This is a genomic window from Herbidospora galbida (genome assembly GCF_005233835.1).
Classification (GTDB): Bacteria; Actinomycetota; Actinomycetes; order Streptosporangiales; family Streptosporangiaceae; genus Herbidospora; species Herbidospora galbida.
Genome location: NZ_SZQA01000029.1, coordinates 22,528 through 41,812 on the forward strand (window position 1 = coordinate 22,528; position 19,285 = coordinate 41,812).

Here is a 19,285-nt window from a genome sequence, read left to right on the forward strand (position 1 = left end):
ACCCGGCGGCGGCTAGGCTCACCGACGTGGATGGTTCGCCCGCCTCCGCCAGAGACGGGCGTCGTAAGAGGGAACCCGGTGCGAATCCGGGACTGCCCCGCAGCGGTATGTGGGAACGACCGCCGTCACCAGCACTGAGCCCCCCGGGCTTGGGAAGCGACGGCCACTAGGAACGAGCACCAGCGCCCACGAGTCCGAAGACCTGCCTCCGCCCGCGCGCCGATCCCGGCGCGCGGTGGTACGCGGCCTCGTGGGAGGGCCTGCGCCGTCGCGCGCTGTCTTCCTGCCCGGCCGCACGTCGGCGAGACGAGGGAAGCAGCCGTGAAGACCACGATTCTGGGTTACCCGCGCATCGGTGCGCGCCGGGAACTCAAGTTCGCCACCGAGGACTACTGGGCCGGCGCGATCGACGCCGCCCGACTGGAGACGACCGCGGCGCAGCTGCGCCGCTCGGTCTGGACCGAGCTCCGTGACGCCGGGCTCGACGCCGTCCCGTCGAACACCTTCTCCCTGTACGACCAGGTGCTCGACACCACCGTCATGATCGACGCCGTCCCGGCGCGCTACCGGGCCCTGACCGGCCTCGACCGCTACTTCGCCATGGCGCGCGGCACCGCCGAGCTGCCGCCGCTGGAGATGACGAAGTGGTTCGACACCAACTACCACTACATCGTGCCGGAGATCGCCTCCGGCACCCGGTTCCGGCTGGCCGACGGCTCGGCCGCCAAGCCGGTCGCCGAATACCTCGAAGCCCGCAGGCTCGGCGTCGAGACCCGGCCGGTGCTCGTCGGCCCGCTCACCTACCTGCTGCTGGCCAAGGCCGCGCCCGGCTCGCCCGCCGGGTTCGCCCCGCTCGACCTGCTCGACTCCCTGGTCGAGACCTACGCCGAGCTGCTCGAACGGCTCGCGGGCGCGGGCGCCCAGTGGGTGCAGCTCGACGAGCCGGTGCTCGCCCGCGACCTCGGCGTCCGTGAGACCGAGGCGCTCGGCCGGGTCTACCGGCGGCTCGGCGGCCTGGCCAGCCGCCCGAAGATCCTGCTCGCGACCTACTTCGGCGCGGTCGCGCCGGAGGCGCTGCGGGAGATCGCCGCCACCGACGTGGAGGCGGTCGCCCTCGACCTCGTCGCCGGGCCCGGCACCCTGGAGGCGCTGGCCTCCGTCGGCGGCCTGCCCAGGAAGAAGGTGGTGGCCGGTGTCGTCGACGGCCGCAACGTCTGGCGCGCCGACCCCGCGCGGGTCAGGTCCGCGTACGCGGTCCTCCTCGGCCTCGCCGACACGGTCGAGCTGAGCAGCTCGTGCTCGCTGCTGCACGTGCCCGTCGACCTCGACACCGAGACGGCGCTCGACCCGGCGGTCCGGGCCCGGCTCGCGTTCGCCCGCCAGAAGGTCGCCGAACTGGTCGCCCTGGCCGCCGACCTGGAATCCCCGAACCCCCCGATCACCCCGCCGAAGGCCGAGCCCCGCGAGCCGGTGAGGTTCGACGCCCGGCGGTCCGGCCGGGAGGTCCGCGTCGCCGCCCAGCGGGCCAGACTCGGCCTGCCCGACCTGGCCACCACGACGATCGGCTCGTTCCCGCAGACCGCCGAGATCCGCACCGCCCGTGCCGACCTGCGGGCCGGCCGCATCGACGAGGCCGCCTACGTCGAGGCCATGCAAGCCGAGATCGCCCGCGTGATCAGGCTCCAGGAGGACCTGGGCCTCGACGTCCTCGTCCACGGCGAACCCGAGCGCAACGACATGGTCCAGTACTTCGCCGAACAGCTCGACGGCTACGCCGCCACCGAAGCGGGCTGGGTCCAGTCCTACGGCACGAGGTGCGTCCGCCCGCCGATCCTGTACGGGGACATCACCCGCCCCCGCCCGATGACCGTGGCCTGGACGACCTACGCCCAGTCGCTGACGTCCAAGCCTGTGAAGGGCATGCTCACCGGCCCGGTCACGATGCTGGCCTGGTCGTTCGTCCGCGACGACCAGCCGCTCGCCGAGACCGCCAGGCAGGTCGCCCTCGCCCTCCGCGACGAGATCACCGACCTGGAGGCGGCCGGGATCGGCATCATCCAGGTCGACGAACCGGCCCTGCGCGAACTCCTCCCGCTCCGCGCCGCCGACCGGGAGCCCTACCTGGCCTGGGCGGTCGGCGCGTTCCGCCTCGCCACCTCCGGCGCCGCCGACGCCACCCAGATCCACACCCACATGTGCTACTCGGAGTTCGGCGAGATCCTCAGCCCCATCGCCGACCTCGACGCCGACGTGACCAGCATCGAAGCCGCCCGCTCCAACATGGAACTCCTGCCCTACCTGCAAGCGGCCGGCTACGCCAACGGCATCGGCCCCGGCGTGTACGACATCCACTCACCCCGCGTCCCCACGAGCGAGGAGATGGCCGCCAACCTCCGCACCGCCCTCCAGGCGGTCCCGGCCGACCGGCTGTGGGTCAACCCCGACTGCGGCCTGAAGACCCGCGCCTACCCGGAGACGGAGGCGGCCCTGACCAACATGGTCACCGCCGCCCGAACCGTCCGGACGGGCCGGTAACAGCGAACCCGAGGGGGCACGGCGGCTGCCGTGACCCCCTCGGGCCACTGTGGTAATCGAACCCACCCGGAACGGCGTATGAAACCGTCGAGCACACCAGCGCCCTCACCCGCCGAAAAACCGCCCGAACCCGACGCGTGACGAGTGTGTGAGACGCGAGGGATCGAACGCCCGCGCGACGGGGCCCGGTCAGAGCGGCAGCCGCAGGACGCGTTCGCCTTCGTGGTCGACCCCGGTGTCCTGGAAGCCGAGCCGCAGGTAGAACCCCATCGGGGAGCCGACCTCTCCGGGGTGGACGCTGGTGAGCAGCTCCGTGGCGCCGGGCCGGGTGGCCAGATAGTCGCCCAGCGCGGCCAGGGCGGCCCGGCCGTAGCCGCGCCGCTGGTGCCGGGCGTCGACGAGCAGGCGCCACAGGAAGTAGGGCCCGAGCAGCGTCGGGTCGCCCGGCGGGACGTCGTCGCTGATCATGATGAAGCCGACCGGCGTCTCGTCGGCGTAGATCGCCCAGTAGCGCGGCATCGCCTCCGGGTAGCGCTCGGCGTCGGCGAAGGAGTCGGCGACGCTCGCCACGTACTCCTCCTGCTCGGGGGAGACCCGCAGGGCCGTCACCTCGTCGCGATTGTCGTCGGTGACGGGACGAAGCGTGACATCGGCCATGGGCCGGATTGTGCCACGGCGGGGACCGCGCGTCAGGGTGGTGAGATAGGCGTCCAGCCGCCGCTCCACGACCCGCGTCGTCAACTCGGCCCTGCCCGCCTCCCGCCACGGCCGCGACACCAGCGCGACCTCTTCCGAGCAGGCCAGCGCGTCGCGCACCAGCCAGTACAGCCGCTCGTCCGCGCTGGGGGCCGGCACGCCGCCGGCCTCCTCATAGGCCTCCGCGAACCGCGCACCCCACGCCGGCCCGTGCAGGAGCGCGAGATTGGTGGCGCAGTGCGCCACGTCGAGATCGGCCGGCCCCCAGGAGGCGGCCGCCCAGTCGACGACGCCGGTGATCCGGCCACCCGTGAACAGGACGTTGCCGGGCTGGAAGTCCCGGTGCACGACCCGCCCTTCGTAGGGCGGCGCGGGCCCGCGGATCACGTCGATCGCCGCCGCCCATGCCGCTGCGTCGGCGCCATCGGGAATGACGACGGTGTCGGCGGTCGTCAGCGCCACATACGTGCGCGGCCGCTCGGCGGGCCGCAACGCGTGGATCGCCACCAGCTGACGGGCCAGCAGCGGGACGCGCGCCGCCGCCCCCTCGTCGTCGAGGACCGTCCGGCCCGCCAGGTGCGTCATCAGGAGCGAGGGATACTCGCAGTGCGCGGCGGTCGCGTCGACCGCGACCAGTTCGGGAGCCGGGATGCCGGTCCCCGCGCAGAGGGCCAGGGCGTGGGCCTCCCGGTTCAGCCACTCCTCGGCGCGCTCGACACCGACGAAGGTCCGCAGCACCAGGTGACGAGTGCCTCCGCGCGGCGTGGCGACGGTCAGCCTCCGCATGTCGGCGGTGATGCCCCCGTGCAGCGACGCGGTCGCGACGATCCGTTCGCCGACCTCCAGGTGCCGGGTCACCCAGGCCAGCGTCGACGGTCGGAGGGCGGTCACCCGGCCACCCCATCACCCCGATGCCGGGCCGCGCGAGCGTGGTGGACCACTAACGTGATCACATGGGACGTGTCCTCGTAGCGTTAGGCCTGCTGTGCGGCTTCGTCGTCGTGGTGGTCGCGCAGCCGGCCGGGCTGGTCCTGGGGCTGCGCGGGCTGCCGCCGGTCGCGTCCTCGCCGGATTACGCCCTGATCATCCTGCTCCTCCTCGGCTTCACGGCTCCCTGGTCGCCGCTGTGGTCGTCGGCTGGAGATCGTGGCACGCGGAGTTCGGTAGCCGTGTGAATCGAGGTTTGTCGACATGACCGATGTGATCATCGTGGGTGCGGGACCGACCGGTCTGATGCTGGCCGCCGAACTGCGGCTGGCCGGGGTGCGGCCGGTGGTGCTGGAGCGGCGGCCGGAGCGGCGGGACGTGCCCAAGGCCAGTGGTCTCGGCGGGCAGATCCTGGAACTGCTGCGCTACCGAGGGCTGCTGGAGCGCTTCCGGGCGGCCTGCACCGGCCCCATGCCCGCGCCGATCTTCCCCTTCGGCGGCGTGCACCTCGACTTCACCCGGCTGGCGGACCCGCCGCTGCACGCCCTGCCGCTCGCCCAGTCACGTTTGGAGCGGCTGCTCGACGAACGCGCCCGCGAACTCGGCGTCGACCTCCGCCTCGGTCACGAGGTCACCGGCGTCAGCCAGGACGACGACGCCGTGACCCTGGGCGTGCGCGGCCCGGACGGGCCGTATCGGCTGACCGCCCGCTACCTCGTGGGGTGCGACGGCGCCCGCAGCCGGGTCAGAGAGCAGGCCGGCATCCCGTTCCCGGGCGTGACCTATCCGGAGGTCAACCGGCTCGGCCAGGTCACCCTCGCCCCGCCGGTGAGCGTGCTCGACGGCGGCGATCTCGACGTGCCGGGCTTCGGCGTGATCAAGGCGGGTTTCACCCGGACGGACCGGGGCCTCTTCGGCTTGGGGGTCTCTCCCGGCTCCGACCTCGTCTCGCTCTACACGATCGAGGACGAGAGCACCGAATACGACGACGACGTGCCGATGACCCCCGACGAGCTGCAGGGCAGCGTCCACCGCGTGCTGGGCGTACGGCTGCCCGTGGCCGAGGCCGGACGGCTGTCTCGGTTCACCTTCAAGAGCAGGCAGGCCGAGCGTTACCGGCACGGACGGATCCTGCTGGCCGGGGACGCGGCGCACCTGTTCCCCGCCACCGGGGTGGCGCTCAACGCGGGCATGCTCGACGCGGTCAACCTGGCCTGGAAGCTGGCCGCCGACGTCCGGGGCCACGCCCCGGACGGCCTGCTGGACACCTACCATCGCGAACGCCACCTCGCCGGCGCCCGCACCCTGCTGCACACCCGCGCCCAGGTGGCGCTGCGGCGCGGGCACGACCCCGCAGCCGACGCGCTCCGGGAGGTCTTCCAGGAGCTGCTCGCCGACGAGCAGCCGCTGCGGCGCATGGGCGCCCTCGTCGCCGGCGCCGACCTCCGCCATCCGACGCCCGGCTGCGACCATCCGCTGGCCGGGACCTTCGCCCCCGACCTCACCCTGCACACCGATCACGGCGTCACCGGCGTCGCCGAACTCATGCGCGCCGCCCGGCCCGTGTTCCTCGACCTGGCCGACCGGGCCGACCTCCGTGAGGCCGTTCGGGGGTGGCGCGACCGCGTCGACGTCCACACCGCCAAGACCGACGGCCGCCCGGCCGACGCCCTGCTCGTCCGCCCGGACGGCCACATCGCCTGGGCCGCCTCCATCGGCGAACCCGCCGGCACCGCCCTGCGGGACGCGCTCACCCGCTGGTTCGGAGCGGGATCTTTGTCCTGATGGCGTCGCTATGGGGTGGCCGGGAAAACACGGCGCGTTCCGGGATGCGTACCCGACGCGATTGGGATCGGCGACTGACTTCGGGCTGGGTAGCCTCGAAGACGGGGTTCAGGCTCCCGTCAATGCGGAGGGTTCTTTTGCCATGTCCGATCCTTGGGACATCAGACGCCAATTGAGTGACGCGATCAACGAGCACGACATGCACCGGCTGCTCGGGATCTACAGCCCCGACGCCGTTCTCGTCGCTCCGGCGGGCATCGCGGAAGGGCGTGAGGAGATCTCCTGGTTCTACGAGCAGGCCTTCACCGCCTTTCCCGACTATCGCCAGACGGCGTGGCTGGACATGCCCGGCGATGACCCGATGGTGCGGGAATGGGTGTTCACGGGCACCCATCTCGGGCGCATGCTGCTGCCCGACGGGCGTGAGGTGGAGCCGACCGGCCGGCACGTCACCGTCCGGGCCGCGTGCATGACCTATGTGGTCGACGACCTGGTCGTCACGCACCGGGACTATTACGACCAGCTGGAGCTGTACAGCCAGCTCGGCTTCGGCCTGGCCGAGCTGCCGCACGCCGCCGGCCGCGCCCGCTACTAGCTCCGGACGGGCCGGCTGGGCGGTTCGGCCGGCACGGGATCGCGGCGGTTGGCGATGACGCTGGTGACCGTGACGAGGGCCAGGATCGCCACGATGACCCCCAGCGAGAGCACGGTGGGGATCTCCGGCACCCACGCCCAGACCTCGTGGGCCCAGTGCAGGATGAGCTTGATCCCGATGAACGCCAGGATCGCGCCGAGGCCGTGGTTGAGGTGGCGCAGTTTCGTCAGGACGTCCATGAGCACGAAGTAGAGCGCCCGCAGGCCCAGCAGGGCGAAGGCGTTGGTGGCGAAGACCAGGAACGGGTCCTGGGTCACGCCGTAGACGGCGGGCACCGAGTCGACGGCGAAGACGATGTCGGTGGCGAAGACCGCCACCACCGCCAGCGCCAGCGGCGTCAGGGCGCGGCGGCCGCCCTCGCGGACCACCAGGTGGGAGCCTCGGTAGTCGTCGGTGACGGGCATGAGGCGCCGCAGCAGCCGGACGGTGCGCATGGAGGAGATGTCGACCTGCTGGGCGTGCCCGCTCATGGCGTCCTTGACGATCTTCCCGGCGGCGGCGATCAGGATCGCGCCGAACAGCAGGAACGCCCACGTGCCCTGCTGCAGGACGGCCGCGCCGAGCGCGATGAAGACCGCCCGCAGCGCGAGCGCCCCGATGATGCCCAGCAGCAGCACCCGCTGGGCCAGCGCGTCGGGCACCGCGAAGGACGACAGCAGCAGCATGAACACGAACAGGTTGTCGACCGAGAGCGACTTCTCCACCATGTAGCCGGTGTAGAACTCCACCGCCACGCCCGATCCGTGGGACCACCACACGTACAGGCCGAAGATCAGCGGCAGGGCCAGGTAGAAGACCGACCAGCCCACGGCCTCGCGCATCCGCACGTGGTGCGGGCGCCGGGTCAGGAAGAAGTCGACGGTCAGCAGCAGAGCCAGTGCGGCCAGGGTGATCGCCCACAGGCCCGGTGTGCCGATCGTCTCGAGATCGGCCGCCGACGGGGTGGTCTGGGGCATGGAACCCTCCTCGAACGCGCTGTTCGAGGTCTCCTTCACCCGCCGTCGTCATCGCGCGGGCGGCCATCCGGGAACGTTCGGTCCACGTCCGTACTGACCGGATCGGCGCTTGGGAAGTACTCCCCCCGTCGTCTCAGGCTAGGGGGCCCGTGGGGGTGATTCCAGGCATTTGACCAGGTCTGTGCCCTGGATGAATAGTGAAATGAAGGAGGGATCCTCATGTCGGACACCCTGATCCTCGAGGTCCTGCTGGGCCTCCTGGTGGTGATCTGCGCGGTCATCACCAACGCCGCCCTGTGGCCGACCCCGCCGCGATCACACGCCGCTCTTCACCACCGGGCCGTCCGCACCGAGCCGCCGTCCGGAGGACGAGTTCAGGTAGAGGACGTCGGCGATCACGGCCCACACCGCGGTCGCGATCAGCAGGGTGAGCCAGGCGGGCAGCGTCACCGCCAGGCCCCACACGCATCCGGCGAATCCGATCAGGCCCGCCGCGCCGAGGATCGCGCGCTTGGCGTCCTGTGCGCGCCGCTCCCTGGCCTCGATCCGCGTCAGCGTGGCCGCCAGCACGGCCGGTAAGGCCAGGGAGAGCCCGCCCAGCACGGGACCCCACCGGTTGCCGACCAGGCCCGCGACCACGAAGATCGCCGCGCCGACGGCGAAGCGGCCCGCGAGGCCCCGCACCGACGGACGCAGGCGCATGCCCTCCTGACGGCGGAGGCGGCCACGGTCCAGCCTGAGGCGGCGAATCGCCCGGACCTCGTCCACAGGCGTCCTCCTGTCAGCGTGCGTCCGGCGCCACGGTGGGCCGGAAGGGGTCACTGCCCTTCTGGGGCCGGAATATCCGGCCTTCCCGCGACATTCCCCTGTGTGGCCGGGACGCGGGATTGGCGGCGCCGTCCCGGGTCAGGGGGCCGCCATGGACGCGGACACCCTGCTGCTCGCGGTGGTCGTCGCCACCGCGCTGACCTTCGACTTCACCAACGGCTTCCACGACACGGCCAACGCCATGGCGACCTCCATCGCCACCGGGGCACTGAAGCCGAAAGCGGCCGTGGCGCTGTCGGCCATCCTGAACTTCGCGGGCGCCTTCCTGTCGCTGGAGGTGGCGGCCACGATCGCGACCGGCATCGTCGAGACCGGCGCCATCACCCTCACCGTGGTGTTCGCGGGGCTCGTCGGCGGGCTCGCCTGGAACCTGGTGACCTGGTACTTCGGCATCCCGTCGAGCTCGTCGCACGCGCTGATCGGGGGCGTGGTCGGGGCGACGCTGATCGCGGCGGGGATGTCGGCGGTCAAGGTCGGTGAGATCGTGGGCAAGGTGCTGCTGCCCGCCGTACTGGCCCCGCTGACCGCGATCGTGGTGGCGGCGCTGGGCACCTGGCTGGTCTACCGGGTCACCCGGTCGGCGCCGGAGCGCCTGCGCGAGCGCGGGTTCCGGTTCGGGCAGATCGGGTCGGCCTCGCTGGTGTCGCTGGCCCACGGGACGAACGACGCCCAGAAGACCATGGGCGTCATCACCCTGGCCATGATCGCCTCCGGCGCGCTCACCGAGGACGCCGGGACCCCGCTGTGGGTGATCGTGTCGAGTGCTCTCGCGATCGCGCTCGGCACGTACACGGGCGGCTGGCGGGTGATCCGGACCCTGGGCAAGGGCCTGACCGACATCGAGACGCCGCAGGGCTTCGCCGCCGAGAGCTCGTCGGCGGCGGTCATCTTCGCCTCGTCGCAGTTCGGCATCCCGCTGTCGACCACGCACGTGTGCACCGGCTCGGTCGTCGGCGCGGGCGTCGGCAAGCGGACGGCCCGGGTGCGCTGGGGCCTGGCGGGCCGGATGGCCCTGGCCTGGCTGGTGACCCTGCCCGCCGCCGGCGCCGTGGGCGCGCTGGCCTGGGCCGCCGCCGACCTCATCGGCGGCGCCGCGGGCGTCGGCGTGGTCTTCGCCGTGATGCTGCTGCTGTCGGGCCTGCTCTTGCTGGCCGCGCGGCGGCGTCCGGTGCACGCCGGCAACGTCAACGACGAGTGGACGGGCGGCCTCGTGCCCGCCCGTCCCTGACGTGGACGAGGCGCCCGGTCTGGTCAGGCCAGGACGCCGTCGTGCAGTTCGGCGAACAGGTCGGCGTTGTGGCTGTAGTCGACGGTCACGTCGATGATCGTCACGCCGGGCATGGTGAGCGTCTCGCGGCTCAGGGCGTGCCGGAGCTCGGTCTCGAACTCCTCCATCGTCGTGACCCTGATCCCGCGGGCGCCGAAGGCGCCGGCGTACTGGGCGACGTCGTAGTCGCCGAGCCGGATTCCGGAGGTCCGGCCGTACTTCAGCTTCTCCTGGAAGGCGACCATGTCGTAGGTGTTGTCGCGCAGGATCACGTGGGTCAGGCGCAGGCCCAGCCGGGTGGCCGTCTCGAGTTCCTGCGCGGTGAACAGGAACCCTCCGTCGCCGGAGATCGAGACGACCTGCGTGGCCGGGCGGAGCATGGCGGCGGCCATGGCCCAGGGCAGGGCCACCCCCAGCGTCTGCTGGCCGTTGGAGAACAGCAGGTGCCCCGGCTCGTAGCTGCGGAAGTGCCGGGCGGTGTAGATGTAGTTCGAGCCGACGTCGGCCACGACGGTCGCGTCGTCGTCCACCAGATCCCGGATCTTGAGGATGACGGCCGCCGGGTTCAGGCCGAGCTCGGTGGCCGGGGCGGCCTTCGCCTCCTCGTCGATCCGGGCCAGTTCCCCGCGCTGTTCGGCGATCGCGGCGTTGGCCTTCTCGCTCAGCCGCAGCCCGGCCAGCGGCCTGCCCATCTCGGTGAGGGTGGCGGCGATGTCGCCGCGCAGCTCGATCGCGGGCTGGTAGGCGTTGTCGATGTCGGCGTTCACCGAGTCGATGTGGACGATCGGACGGGACGGGTCGAGGTTCCACAGCCCCGGGTCGTACTCGACCGCGTCGTAGCCGACCGTGACGAGCAGGTCGGCGTGCGCCATCAGGACGTCGCCCGGCTGGTTGCGGAACAGCCCGACCCGGCCGACGAAATGGTCTTCCAGCTTGCGCGAGACCACCCCGGCCGCCTGGAAGGTCTCCACCACCGGCAGGTCGGTGCCGGCGAGGAGCTCGCGCAGGGCGGCGCAGGCGTCGGGGGCGGCCGAGCGCAGACCGGCGAGGACGACCGGGCGCTCGGCGTCGCGGATCAACTCCACCGCGCGCCTGATCCGCTCACTGGGAGCCGGGCCGAGCGCGGGCACCGGGAGCGGCCCGCGGATCCGCTCGCCGGTCGGCGCGGCGGCGACGTCCATCGGCAGGATCACCGCGGCCGCGCCGCGCGGCTCGGTCATCGCGGCGCGCAGGGCGTTGGCGATCGCCTCGGTGACGTCGTCGGGGTCGTCGACCTCGCCGACGTACTTGGTGAAGGGCTTGAGGGCGGCGGAGGCGTCCATCGACTGGTGGGTGCGCTTGAGGCGGTCGCGCCGGGCGACGGCGCCACAGAGCGCCAGCATCGGGAACTGCTCGGTGTTCGCGGTGATCAGGCCGGTCACCAGGTTGGTCGTCCCGGGCCCCGAGGTGACCAGGGCGCAGCCCGGCACCCCGGTCAGCCGGCCCACGGCCGCCGCCATGAAGGCGGCGTTCTGCTCGTGGCGGCAGACCACGAGCTGCGGGCCGCCGTCGACGAGGGCGTCGTACAGCTCGTCGATCTTCGCTCCCGGGACACCGAAGACGTAGCGCACGCCGAACGCCGCCAGCGTCTCCACCGCGCGCTGGGCCGAACGCGCCGATCCGTGGTCGTGGCTCATGTCAGCCGCCTTCCGTCTGGCGGATCTGGGCGGCGAGGTCGCCGCTGGTCAGGTTCGCGTCGAGGAACTGCCGGGTCCGGGGAAGGCTGAGATGGATCTCCGACCGGGCGCTGAGCTCGATCGTGCCCCGCTCCAGCCGGAAATCGAGCGCGTGCCCGCCGCGCCGCCCGCTCTCGTCGAGGAAGTGCAGGTGGTAGCCGGCCACCGAGATGCCCTGCTCGAAGTCGGGCGTGCGATAACCGGCCAGGGTTCCCGTGACGTCGGTGAACGTGGTCTCCCGCTGCCCCTTCGTCGCCTCGGTCAGCGGCGGGAACGGCGGCGACTGCTCCATGACCGTCCGCGTGCGCACCTCGCCGAAGGTCCCGGTGACGCGGATGGCGTAGATCATGTTGGCGCTGCCGGCCGAGGCGTCGATGAGGCTCGTCACGGCGGCGTGATCGCCGGCCGACGTGACCGGGATGGTCGTGTCGGCCCTGAAGCGGGTGACCACCGCGAACGGGGTCTTCTCGTCGTCGCCCGCGACGTGGGCGCTGCCGTCGGCGCGCAGGTGGTGGCAGACCCCGTCCAGGATCAGCATCTCCCCGTCGAGCCGGTTGAAGGTCCCGAGGCCGAAGTCCCCGTGTCTCAGCAGCTCACCGATGGTCACGTCGCCCTCGTAGACCCCTTCGAGGAGCGCGCTCATGGTCGAGGTCTGGTAGATCTCCCGTGATCGCCGGGCGTCGCCCGACCCGCCGGCGTGCGCGAGCAGGTTCCGTACCCACCCGTGGAACCCCTGGTGTGTGGCTTTGGACGCGCCCATGCCGAGCCCCCGCTCTCCGGCCGTGATCCAGTTACCACCACCAAAGATAACAAAACGGTCTCGAAACGATCTAGAGGCGGGGCGAGTAGGTGGTGTGCAGGACGAGCGTCGCCGCCCCCACCACGGCGGCGTCGGCGCCCAGGGGAGAGGCGGCCACCTCGACGATCCGGATGTGCCGCGACAGCGGCCGGGTGGACAGCGCGGCGGCGACGGCCGCGACGAACCGGTCTTCGACGTGCTCGATGCCGTGACCGCCCAGGACGATGAGGTCGACGTCGACGAAGTTGGCGACGCTGACGGCGACCGAGGCGACGTGCCGGGCGGCCTCGTCGATCACCTCGACGGCGAGCGGATCTCCGTCGGCCGCCGCGCGCAGGATCGCGGCGAGGTCGACGCGGGCCGGGTCGAGGGCGAAAGTCTCGGAGAGCACGCCGGGGCGTCCGGCGGCGAGCCGCTCGTGGACCTGTTCCACCAGCGCCGACGGGTTGACGAGCCGTTCGAGGCAGCCGTGGTTGCCGCAGTAGCACTCGGGGCCGTCGGCGAGCACGGTGGAGTGGCCGAACTCGCCGGCGTTCAGCGAACCGCCCCGGTAGACCTGGTGGTTGAGGATGAGCCCGCCGCCGATGCCGGTGCCGAAGTAGAGGTAGGCGAAGTGGGCCACCCCCTTGCCCGCGCCCGACCAGCGTTCGGCGACGGCGGCGGCGGTGGCGTCGTTGTCGAGCGTCACGGGCAGCCCGGTGGCGTCGGCGAGCATGCGCTGCACCGGCACCCGCGTCCAGTTCGCGAGCTGGGGCGGGGCCACGATCAGGCCGCGGTTCTGGTCGAGCGGGCCGGGCGCGGCCAGGCCGACGCCCAGCACCCGGCTCGGCGGGACCTGCGACTCGGCCAGCACCTCGTCGACGAGCGCGGCCATCGCGGCGACGACGTCGGCCGGATCGGTGCCCGGGGTCACCGGCCGCCGCCGGACGGCCAGCGGACGGCCGAGGAGGTCGACCACCGTGCACGTCAGCTTCACGGGATCGAAGTGGACGCCGACCGCCGCCCGCGCGTCGGGGTTGAGCCGGAGCGTGGTGCGCGGCTTGCCGCCGTTGAGCACCCGGCTGGCGCCGTCCTCCCGCACCATGCCCTCGTCGATGAGCCGGCGGACGATGCCGGAGACGGTCTGCGGGGTGAGCCCGGTGCGCTCGGCGATCTCGACCCGGCTGATGCCGTCGGTGAGCTGGATTTGGTCCAGCACCACAGCCTGGTTGTATCGTCCCACTTTGGGAAGGTTTGTGCCTACCTGCCGCACCCAGGGTCCTTCCTGCTCGTCTGTCGGGTCACAGTCTGCACCAGAGCGTTGACTTAGTAAATCCATTGGATTTATGGTCCTTCGGATACTTCTAACAACTAAGTCATGAAGCAAGTGAGGCAAGTTGTGACCACGGAGACTCGGGCATGATGAGTGCTCCGGTCCTGCTGGAGATGCGGTCGATCACCAAGACTTTCCCCGGTGTCACCGCGCTGGCCGACGTGAACCTCGAGGTCCGGCAGGGCGAGATCCACGCCATCTGCGGCGAGAACGGCGCCGGCAAGTCGACGCTCATGAAGGTGCTCAGCGGCGTCCATCCCCACGGGACCTACACGGGCGACATCGTCTACCAGGGCGAGCAGGTGCGCTTCTCCGACATCCGGGCGAGCGAGCGCGCGGGCATCGTCATCATCCACCAGGAGCTCGCGCTGGTGCCGGGCATGTCGATCACCGAGAACATCTTCCTCGGCAACGAGCCGCGCGGCCGGTTCGGGATCGACTGGAAGGTGGCGCAGCGCCGGGCGCTGGAACTGATGGAGGAGGTCGGCCTCCAGGAGGACCCCGACACCCTCGTCAAGGACATCGGCGTCGGCAAGCAGCAGCTCGTCGAGATCGCCAAGGCGTTCGCCAAGGACGTGAAGCTGCTCATCCTGGACGAGCCGACCGCGGCGCTCAACGAGGCCGACTCGCGGCACCTGCTCGACCTGCTGCGCGGCATCCGCGGGCGGGGCGTGACCTCGATCATCATCTCGCACAAGCTGAACGAGATCGAGGCCGTCGCCGACACCATCACCATCCTGCGCGACGGCCGCACGATCGAGAGCCTGGACGTCCGGGCCGACGGCGTCAACGAGGACCGCATCGTGCGCGGCATGGTCGGCCGCGAGCTGCACAGCCGCTTCCCCGAGCACACGCCGAACATCGGCGAGGTCTTCTTCGAGGTGCGCGACTGGACGGTACGCCACCCGATCTCCGCCGACCGGCTGGTGTGCAAGGGGTCCAGCTTCACCGTCCGGCGCGGGGAGATCGTCGGGTTCGCCGGCCTCATGGGCGCCGGGCGCACCGAGCTGGCGATGAGCCTGTTCGGCCGCTCCTACGGCGTCTACCTGAGCGGCCGGATCTTCAAGGACGGCGAAGAGGTCCAGCTGCGCACGGTGTCGGACGCCATCGGCCACGGCCTGGCCTACGTCAGCGAGGACCGCAAGGCGATCGGGCTCAACCTGCTCGACGACATCAAGACCTCGATGGTCGCGGCCAAGCTGTCCAAGGTCGCCACCCACGGCGTCGTCGACCCGGTCCGCGAGTACCGCTACGCCGAGGAGTACCGCCAGAGCCTGCGGGTCAAGACGCCCAGCGTCGACGAGGGCGTGACCAAGCTGTCGGGCGGCAACCAGCAGAAGGTCGTGCTGGCCAAGTGGATGTTCACCGACCCCGACCTGCTGATCCTCGACGAGCCCACCCGGGGCATCGACGTGGGCGCCAAGTACGAGATCTACGGGATCATCCAGCGCCTGGCCGACCAGGGCAAGGGCGTCATCGTCATCTCCTCGGAGCTGCCCGAGCTCATCGGCCTGTGCGACCGCATCTACACGGTCTTCGAGGGCACGGTCACCGGCGAGGTCCCCCGCGCCGAGGCCGACCCGGAACTCCTCATGAAACAGATGACCTCTACCAAGAAGACGCCGATCCGATGAGCCGAATCAAAGACCTCCAGAAGAACCTGTTCGGGGGCACCACCTCCAACGCCCGCCAGTTCGGCATGATCTTCACGCTCGTGGCCATCGTGCTGCTGTTCCAGATCTGGACCGACGGCCTGACACTGACCTCGGGGAACCTGATCGCCGTCGTCAGCCAGTACTCCTACATCCTCATCCTGGCCATCGGCATGCTGATGGTGATCGTGGCCGGGCACATCGACCTGTCGGTCGGCTCGGTCGCCGCCTTCACCGGCATCGTGGTGGCCAAGGCCATGCAGGAGTTCTCCCTGCCCTGGCCGGTGGGCATCCTGCTCGGCCTGGCCGTCGGCGCCCTGATCGGCGCCTGGCAGGGCTTCTGGGTCGCCTACGTCGGGGTGCCGGCGTTCATCGTGACGCTGGCCGGCATGCTGCTGTTCCGCGGCGGCAACCAATACATCGGCAACGCCGACACCGTCCCGGTGTCGGAGGGCTTCCGCACGATCGGCGCCGGGTTCCTGCCCGAGGTGGGCCCGAACACCGGCTACAACAACCTGACGCTGCTGCTCGGACTGGCCGCGTGCGCGGGCGTGATCTGGCGGGAGCTGAAGTCGCGCCAGACCCGGCGCGAGATGAACGCCGACGTCGCGCCGATGTGGATCTCGGTGCTGCGGATGGCGGTCATGGTCGGCGTCATCGTGTTCGCCACCCTGCGCTTCGCCGGGGGCCGGGTCGGCACCAGCCTGCCGATCTCCGGCATCATCCTGATCGTCCTGGTGCTGGCGTACTCCCACTACACCCGCAACACCATCGGCGGCCGCCACATCTATGCGGTCGGCGGCAACTCCCGCGCCGCCGAGCTGTCCGGCGTGAAGCTCAAGCGGGTCAACTTCCTCGTCATGATGAACATGTCCGTCCTGGCCGCGCTGGCCGGGATGATCTTCGTGGCGCGGTCGTCGGCCTCCGGTCCGCAAGACGGCCTGAGCTGGGAGCTCGACGCCATCGCGGCCGTCTTCATCGGCGGCGCGGCCGTCTCCGGCGGCCTGGGCACCATCAGCGGGTCGATCGTCGGCGGCCTGGTCATGGCCCTGCTCAACAACGGCCTGCAGCTCGAGGGCGTCGGCTCGGACATGGTCCAGATCATCAAGGGCCTGGTCCTGCTCCTCGCGGTCGCCTTCGACGTCTACAACAAGAGCCAGGGGCGGTTCTCGATCATCGGGTCGCTGATGCGCCCCTTCCGCCGGGACGATCCGCCCCCGCCCACCGATCGGCCATCGCCGTCGTCGGACGCCGACAAGGCTCCCGTCGCCGGCTGACCACCTCCCCGGGCGCGTTCCCCACGCCGCTCGTGACATCACATTCGAAGAAGGGCTCGTTTCACCATGCGGAAATATCTGACCCGGAGCATCGCGATGATCGGCGCCGCGGCGCTGCTCACGCTGAGCGCCTGCGGCACCGAGCGGGAGGGCGCCGCCCCCGCGGACACCGGCGGCAGCGCGGCCGCCCCGGCCAAGGGCTTCGCCGCCGACGCCCTCATCGGCGTGGCCCTGCCGTCCAAGACCTCCGAGAACTGGGTGCTCGCCGGTGACCTGTTCACCAACGGGCTCAAGGAGGCAGGCTTCACCTCCGACGTCCAGTACGCGGGCGCCTCCACCACCGTCGCCGACCAGCAGGCCCAGATCTCCGCCATGGTCACCAAGGGCGCCAAGGTCATCGTGATCGGCGCCACCGACGCCGCGCAGCTGACCACCCAGGTCAAGCAGGCCAAGGAGGCCGGCGCGGTCGTCATCGCCTACGACCGGCTGATCACCAACACCCCCGACGTCGACTACTACATCGCCTTCGACAACTTCAAGGTCGGCCAGCTCCAGGGCCAGGCGCTCCTGGACGGCATGAAGGCCAAGAAGCCCGAGGCCCCCTGGACGGTCGAGCTGTTCTCCGGCTCGCCCGACGACAACAACTCGGGCGTGTTCTTCAACGGCGCGATGGACGTCCTCAAGCCGCTGATCGACAAGGGCGACGTCGTCGTCGGCTCCGGCCAGACCGACATCAAGCAGACCGCGATCCAGGGCTGGAAGGCCGAGAACGCCCAGCAGCGCATGGACTCGCTGCTGACCTCCACCTACAACGGCGACAAGAAGCTCGACGGCGTGCTCTCGCCGAACGACACGCTCGCCCGCGCGATCATCACCTCGGTCAAGGGCGCCGGCAAGGACATCCCCGTCGTGACCGGCCAGGACTCCGAGGTCGAGTCGGTCAAGTCGATCATGGCCGGCGAGCAGTACTCGACGATCAACAAGGACACCCGCAAGCTGGTCGCCGAGACCATCGGCATGGTCAAGTCCCTGCAGGCCGGCACCGAGCCGACCATCAACGACAAGGACTCCTACGACAACGGCCAGAAGGTCGTCCCGGCCTACCTCCTCCCGCCGGTCATCGTGACCAAGGACAACGCCGCCGAGTCGTACGCCAACGACCCGAAGCTGGCCCCGCTCACCCAGGGCTAGGCGCTCACCCGATCGCCTCGGCGGCGGCCCGGCCGGCCTGACGGCCGGAGAACAGGCAGCCGCCGAGGAAGGTGCCCTCCAGCGCGTTGTAGCCGTGCAGCCCGCCGCCGCCGAACCCGGCCGCCTCGCCCGCCGCGTAGAGGCCGGCGACGGGCCGGCCGTCCGCGCCGAGGGCGCGGGAGTCGAGGTCGGTCTGGATGCCGCCGAGGCTCTTGCGGGTCAGGATGTGCAGCTTGACGCCGATCAGGGGGCCCGCCTGCGGGTCGAGGATGCGGTGCGGGACGGCGGTCCGGCTGAGCCGGTCGCCGAGGAAGCGCCGCGAGTTGTGGATGCCCTGCACCTGGGCGTCCTTGCTGTAGGGGTTGCCTACCTGCAGGTCGCGGGCTGCGATCTGGCGGCGCAGCGTGTCGGCGTCGAGCAGGGGCTCGTCGGTCAGGCCGTTCATCTTCGCCACCAGCTCGTCCAGGGTGTCGGCGACGACGAAGTCCGCGCCGCGCCGCTTGAAGGCGTCCACCGGAGCGGGCGCGCCCTTGCCGAAGATCCGGTTGCGCAGCACCGCCTTGCGGTCGCCGCTGGTGATGTCGGGGTTCTGCTCCGAGCCCGACAGCGCGAACTCCTTCTCCAGGATCTTCTGCGTGAGCACGAACCACGAGTGGTCGTATCGGGCGATGTCCGGATCGGTCCGCAGGTGCTTGAGGGTGCCCAGGGTGTCGTAACCGGGGAGGCAGGGCGCCGGCAGGCGGCGGCCCAGCGCGTCGAACCACATCGACGACGGGCCCGGCAGGATGCGGATCGCGTGACCCGGCCAGACCGGGTCCCAGTTCTGGACGCCCTCGGTGTAGTGCCACATCCGGTCGGGGTTGACGATCCGGGCCCCCGCCTTGGCGCTGATGGCCAGCATGCGGCCGTCCACATGGGCGGGCACGCCGGTGATCAGGTGCTGCGGCGCGGTGCCCAGCCGGTCGGGCCAGTAGTGGCGGACCAGCTCGTGGTCGCCGCCGATGCCGCCGCTGGTGACGATGACCGCCTGCGCGGACAGCTCGAACGAGCCCGTCACCGCGCGGCTGGAGCTCACCCCGCGCGGTGAGTCGTCGTCGGCCAGCACGCTCCCGCGCACCCCGGTCACGACGCCGTCGTGGACGACCAGCTCGTCGACCCGGCGGCGGTGGTGGAAGGTCAGCAGCCCCGCCTCGGCCGCCCGCTGGGCGGCGCGCACGAACGGGCCCACCACGCCGGTGCCCGTGCCCCAGGCCACGTGGAAGCGGGGCACCGAGTTGCCGTGACCCTCGGCCTGGAGGCTGCCGCGCTCGGCCCATCCGACGACCGGCGTCAGCTTGATGCCCTGGGCGTCGATCCACGACCGCTTCTCACCCGCCGCGAACTCGACGTAGGCGCGGGCCCAGCGCACCGCCCAGCCGTCCTCGTCGTCGAGCCGGTCGAACCCGGCGCTCGCCTGCCAGTCGCGCCACGCCAGCTCGAAGGAGTCGCGCACCCGCAGGCGGCGCTGCTCGGGGGAGTTCACCAGGAACAGCCCGCCGAACGACCAGTAGGCCTGCCCGCCCAGGTTGGCGGCGTTCTCCTGCTCGACCACCGCGACCTTCCTGCCCCGCCCGGTCAGCTCCTGGGCCGCGACCAGCCCGGCCAGCCCCGCGCCCACGATGATGACGTCCGCGTCCATGGTCGTACTCCT

At 71.3% G+C, this 19,285-nt stretch carries 15 protein-coding genes and 1 riboswitch; of the genes, 8 read left to right on the forward strand and 7 right to left on the reverse strand.

Features of this window, described 5'->3' with window-relative positions; all coding sequences use genetic code 11:
- The first annotated feature begins 13 nt into the window (after positions 1 to 13).
- A riboswitch (cobalamin riboswitch) is annotated at positions 14 to 224 on the forward strand.
- A 97-nt stretch (positions 225 to 321) separates the two neighbouring features.
- Positions 322 to 2,535 (forward strand): 5-methyltetrahydropteroyltriglutamate--homocysteine S-methyltransferase, encoded by a 2,214-nt coding sequence (gene metE / locus FDA94_RS26305; RefSeq protein ID WP_137249759.1) that lies wholly within the window; start codon positions 322 to 324, stop codon positions 2,533 to 2,535.
- Between the two features lie 189 nt (positions 2,536 to 2,724).
- Here the strand turns inward: metE and FDA94_RS40040 are convergent, their stop codons facing one another.
- Complete coding sequence (locus FDA94_RS40040; RefSeq protein ID WP_212735523.1) at positions 2,725 to 4,122, reverse strand: GNAT family N-acetyltransferase; 1,398 nt, start codon at positions 4,120 to 4,122, stop codon at positions 2,725 to 2,727.
- 62 nt (positions 4,123 to 4,184) lie between these two features.
- On the opposite strand from FDA94_RS40040, the gene FDA94_RS26320 reads away from it, so the two are divergent.
- The 3 genes from FDA94_RS26320 (at position 4,185) to FDA94_RS26330 (ending at position 6,538) form a co-directional block, all read left to right on the forward strand.
- Positions 4,185 to 4,406 (forward strand): hypothetical protein, encoded by a 222-nt coding sequence (locus FDA94_RS26320; RefSeq protein WP_137249760.1) that lies wholly within the window; start codon positions 4,185 to 4,187, stop codon positions 4,404 to 4,406.
- Positions 4,407 to 4,422: 16 nt separating this feature from the next.
- Positions 4,423 to 5,943, forward strand: coding sequence for an FAD-dependent monooxygenase (locus tag FDA94_RS26325; protein ID WP_137249761.1), 1,521 nt, complete (start codon positions 4,423 to 4,425; stop codon positions 5,941 to 5,943).
- A gap of 142 nt (positions 5,944 to 6,085) precedes the next feature.
- Positions 6,086 to 6,538, forward strand: a complete 453-nt coding sequence (locus FDA94_RS26330; protein WP_137249762.1) for an ester cyclase — start codon at positions 6,086 to 6,088, stop codon at positions 6,536 to 6,538.
- Here FDA94_RS26330 and FDA94_RS26335 read toward each other — a convergent pair.
- Both FDA94_RS26335 and FDA94_RS26340 read right to left on the reverse strand, forming a co-directional pair.
- Positions 6,535 to 7,554, reverse strand: coding sequence for a TerC/Alx family metal homeostasis membrane protein (locus FDA94_RS26335; RefSeq protein ID WP_137249763.1), 1,020 nt, complete (start codon positions 7,552 to 7,554; stop codon positions 6,535 to 6,537). The two genes, FDA94_RS26330 and FDA94_RS26335, sit on opposite strands and share 4 nt — an antisense overlap.
- Positions 7,555 to 7,869: 315 nt before the next feature.
- On the reverse strand, positions 7,870 to 8,322 hold the full coding sequence (locus FDA94_RS26340) for a hypothetical protein (RefSeq protein ID WP_137249764.1): 453 nt from the start codon (positions 8,320 to 8,322) through the stop codon (positions 7,870 to 7,872).
- A 151-nt stretch (positions 8,323 to 8,473) separates the two neighbouring features.
- Here FDA94_RS26340 and FDA94_RS26345 point away from each other — a divergent pair, with 151 nt between their 5' ends.
- On the forward strand, positions 8,474 to 9,610 hold the full coding sequence (locus FDA94_RS26345) for an inorganic phosphate transporter (protein ID WP_137249765.1): 1,137 nt from the start codon (positions 8,474 to 8,476) through the stop codon (positions 9,608 to 9,610).
- Positions 9,611 to 9,633: 23 nt separating this feature from the next.
- Here FDA94_RS26345 and alsS read toward each other — a convergent pair whose 3' ends face one another.
- From alsS to FDA94_RS26360, 3 genes are all read right to left on the reverse strand, one after another.
- Positions 9,634 to 11,325 (reverse strand): acetolactate synthase AlsS, encoded by a 1,692-nt coding sequence (gene alsS, locus FDA94_RS26350; protein ID WP_137249766.1) that lies wholly within the window; start codon positions 11,323 to 11,325, stop codon positions 9,634 to 9,636.
- A gap of 1 nt (position 11,326) precedes the next feature.
- Positions 11,327 to 12,124 (reverse strand): acetolactate decarboxylase, encoded by a 798-nt coding sequence (gene budA, locus FDA94_RS26355; RefSeq protein WP_137249767.1) that lies wholly within the window; start codon positions 12,122 to 12,124, stop codon positions 11,327 to 11,329.
- Between the two features lie 70 nt (positions 12,125 to 12,194).
- Positions 12,195 to 13,364, reverse strand: a complete 1,170-nt coding sequence (locus FDA94_RS26360) for an ROK family transcriptional regulator (protein ID WP_212735524.1) — start codon at positions 13,362 to 13,364, stop codon at positions 12,195 to 12,197.
- A 197-nt stretch (positions 13,365 to 13,561) separates the two neighbouring features.
- Here FDA94_RS26360 and mmsA point away from each other — a divergent pair, with 197 nt between their 5' ends.
- From mmsA to FDA94_RS26375, 3 genes are all read left to right on the forward strand, one after another.
- Positions 13,562 to 15,109, forward strand: coding sequence for a multiple monosaccharide ABC transporter ATP-binding protein (gene mmsA, locus FDA94_RS26365; protein WP_137249769.1), 1,548 nt, complete (start codon positions 13,562 to 13,564; stop codon positions 15,107 to 15,109).
- Positions 15,106 to 16,404 carry a multiple monosaccharide ABC transporter permease gene (gene mmsB / locus FDA94_RS26370; RefSeq protein WP_137249770.1) on the forward strand — a complete coding sequence of 433 codons (1,299 nt, stop codon included), beginning with the start codon at positions 15,106 to 15,108 and terminating at the stop codon, positions 16,402 to 16,404. Before mmsA ends, mmsB begins: the two co-directional genes overlap by 4 nt.
- A gap of 66 nt (positions 16,405 to 16,470) precedes the next feature.
- A complete protein-coding gene (locus FDA94_RS26375; RefSeq protein ID WP_137249771.1) occupies positions 16,471 to 17,595 on the forward strand; it encodes a substrate-binding domain-containing protein in 1,125 nt (374 codons plus the stop codon).
- Positions 17,596 to 17,599: 4 nt separating this feature from the next.
- Here the strand turns inward: FDA94_RS26375 and FDA94_RS26380 are convergent, their stop codons facing one another.
- Entirely contained in the window at positions 17,600 to 19,273 is a 1,674-nt protein-coding gene (locus FDA94_RS26380; protein WP_137249772.1) for an FAD-binding dehydrogenase, read from the reverse strand.
- Between the last annotated feature and the right edge of the window lie 12 nt (positions 19,274 to 19,285).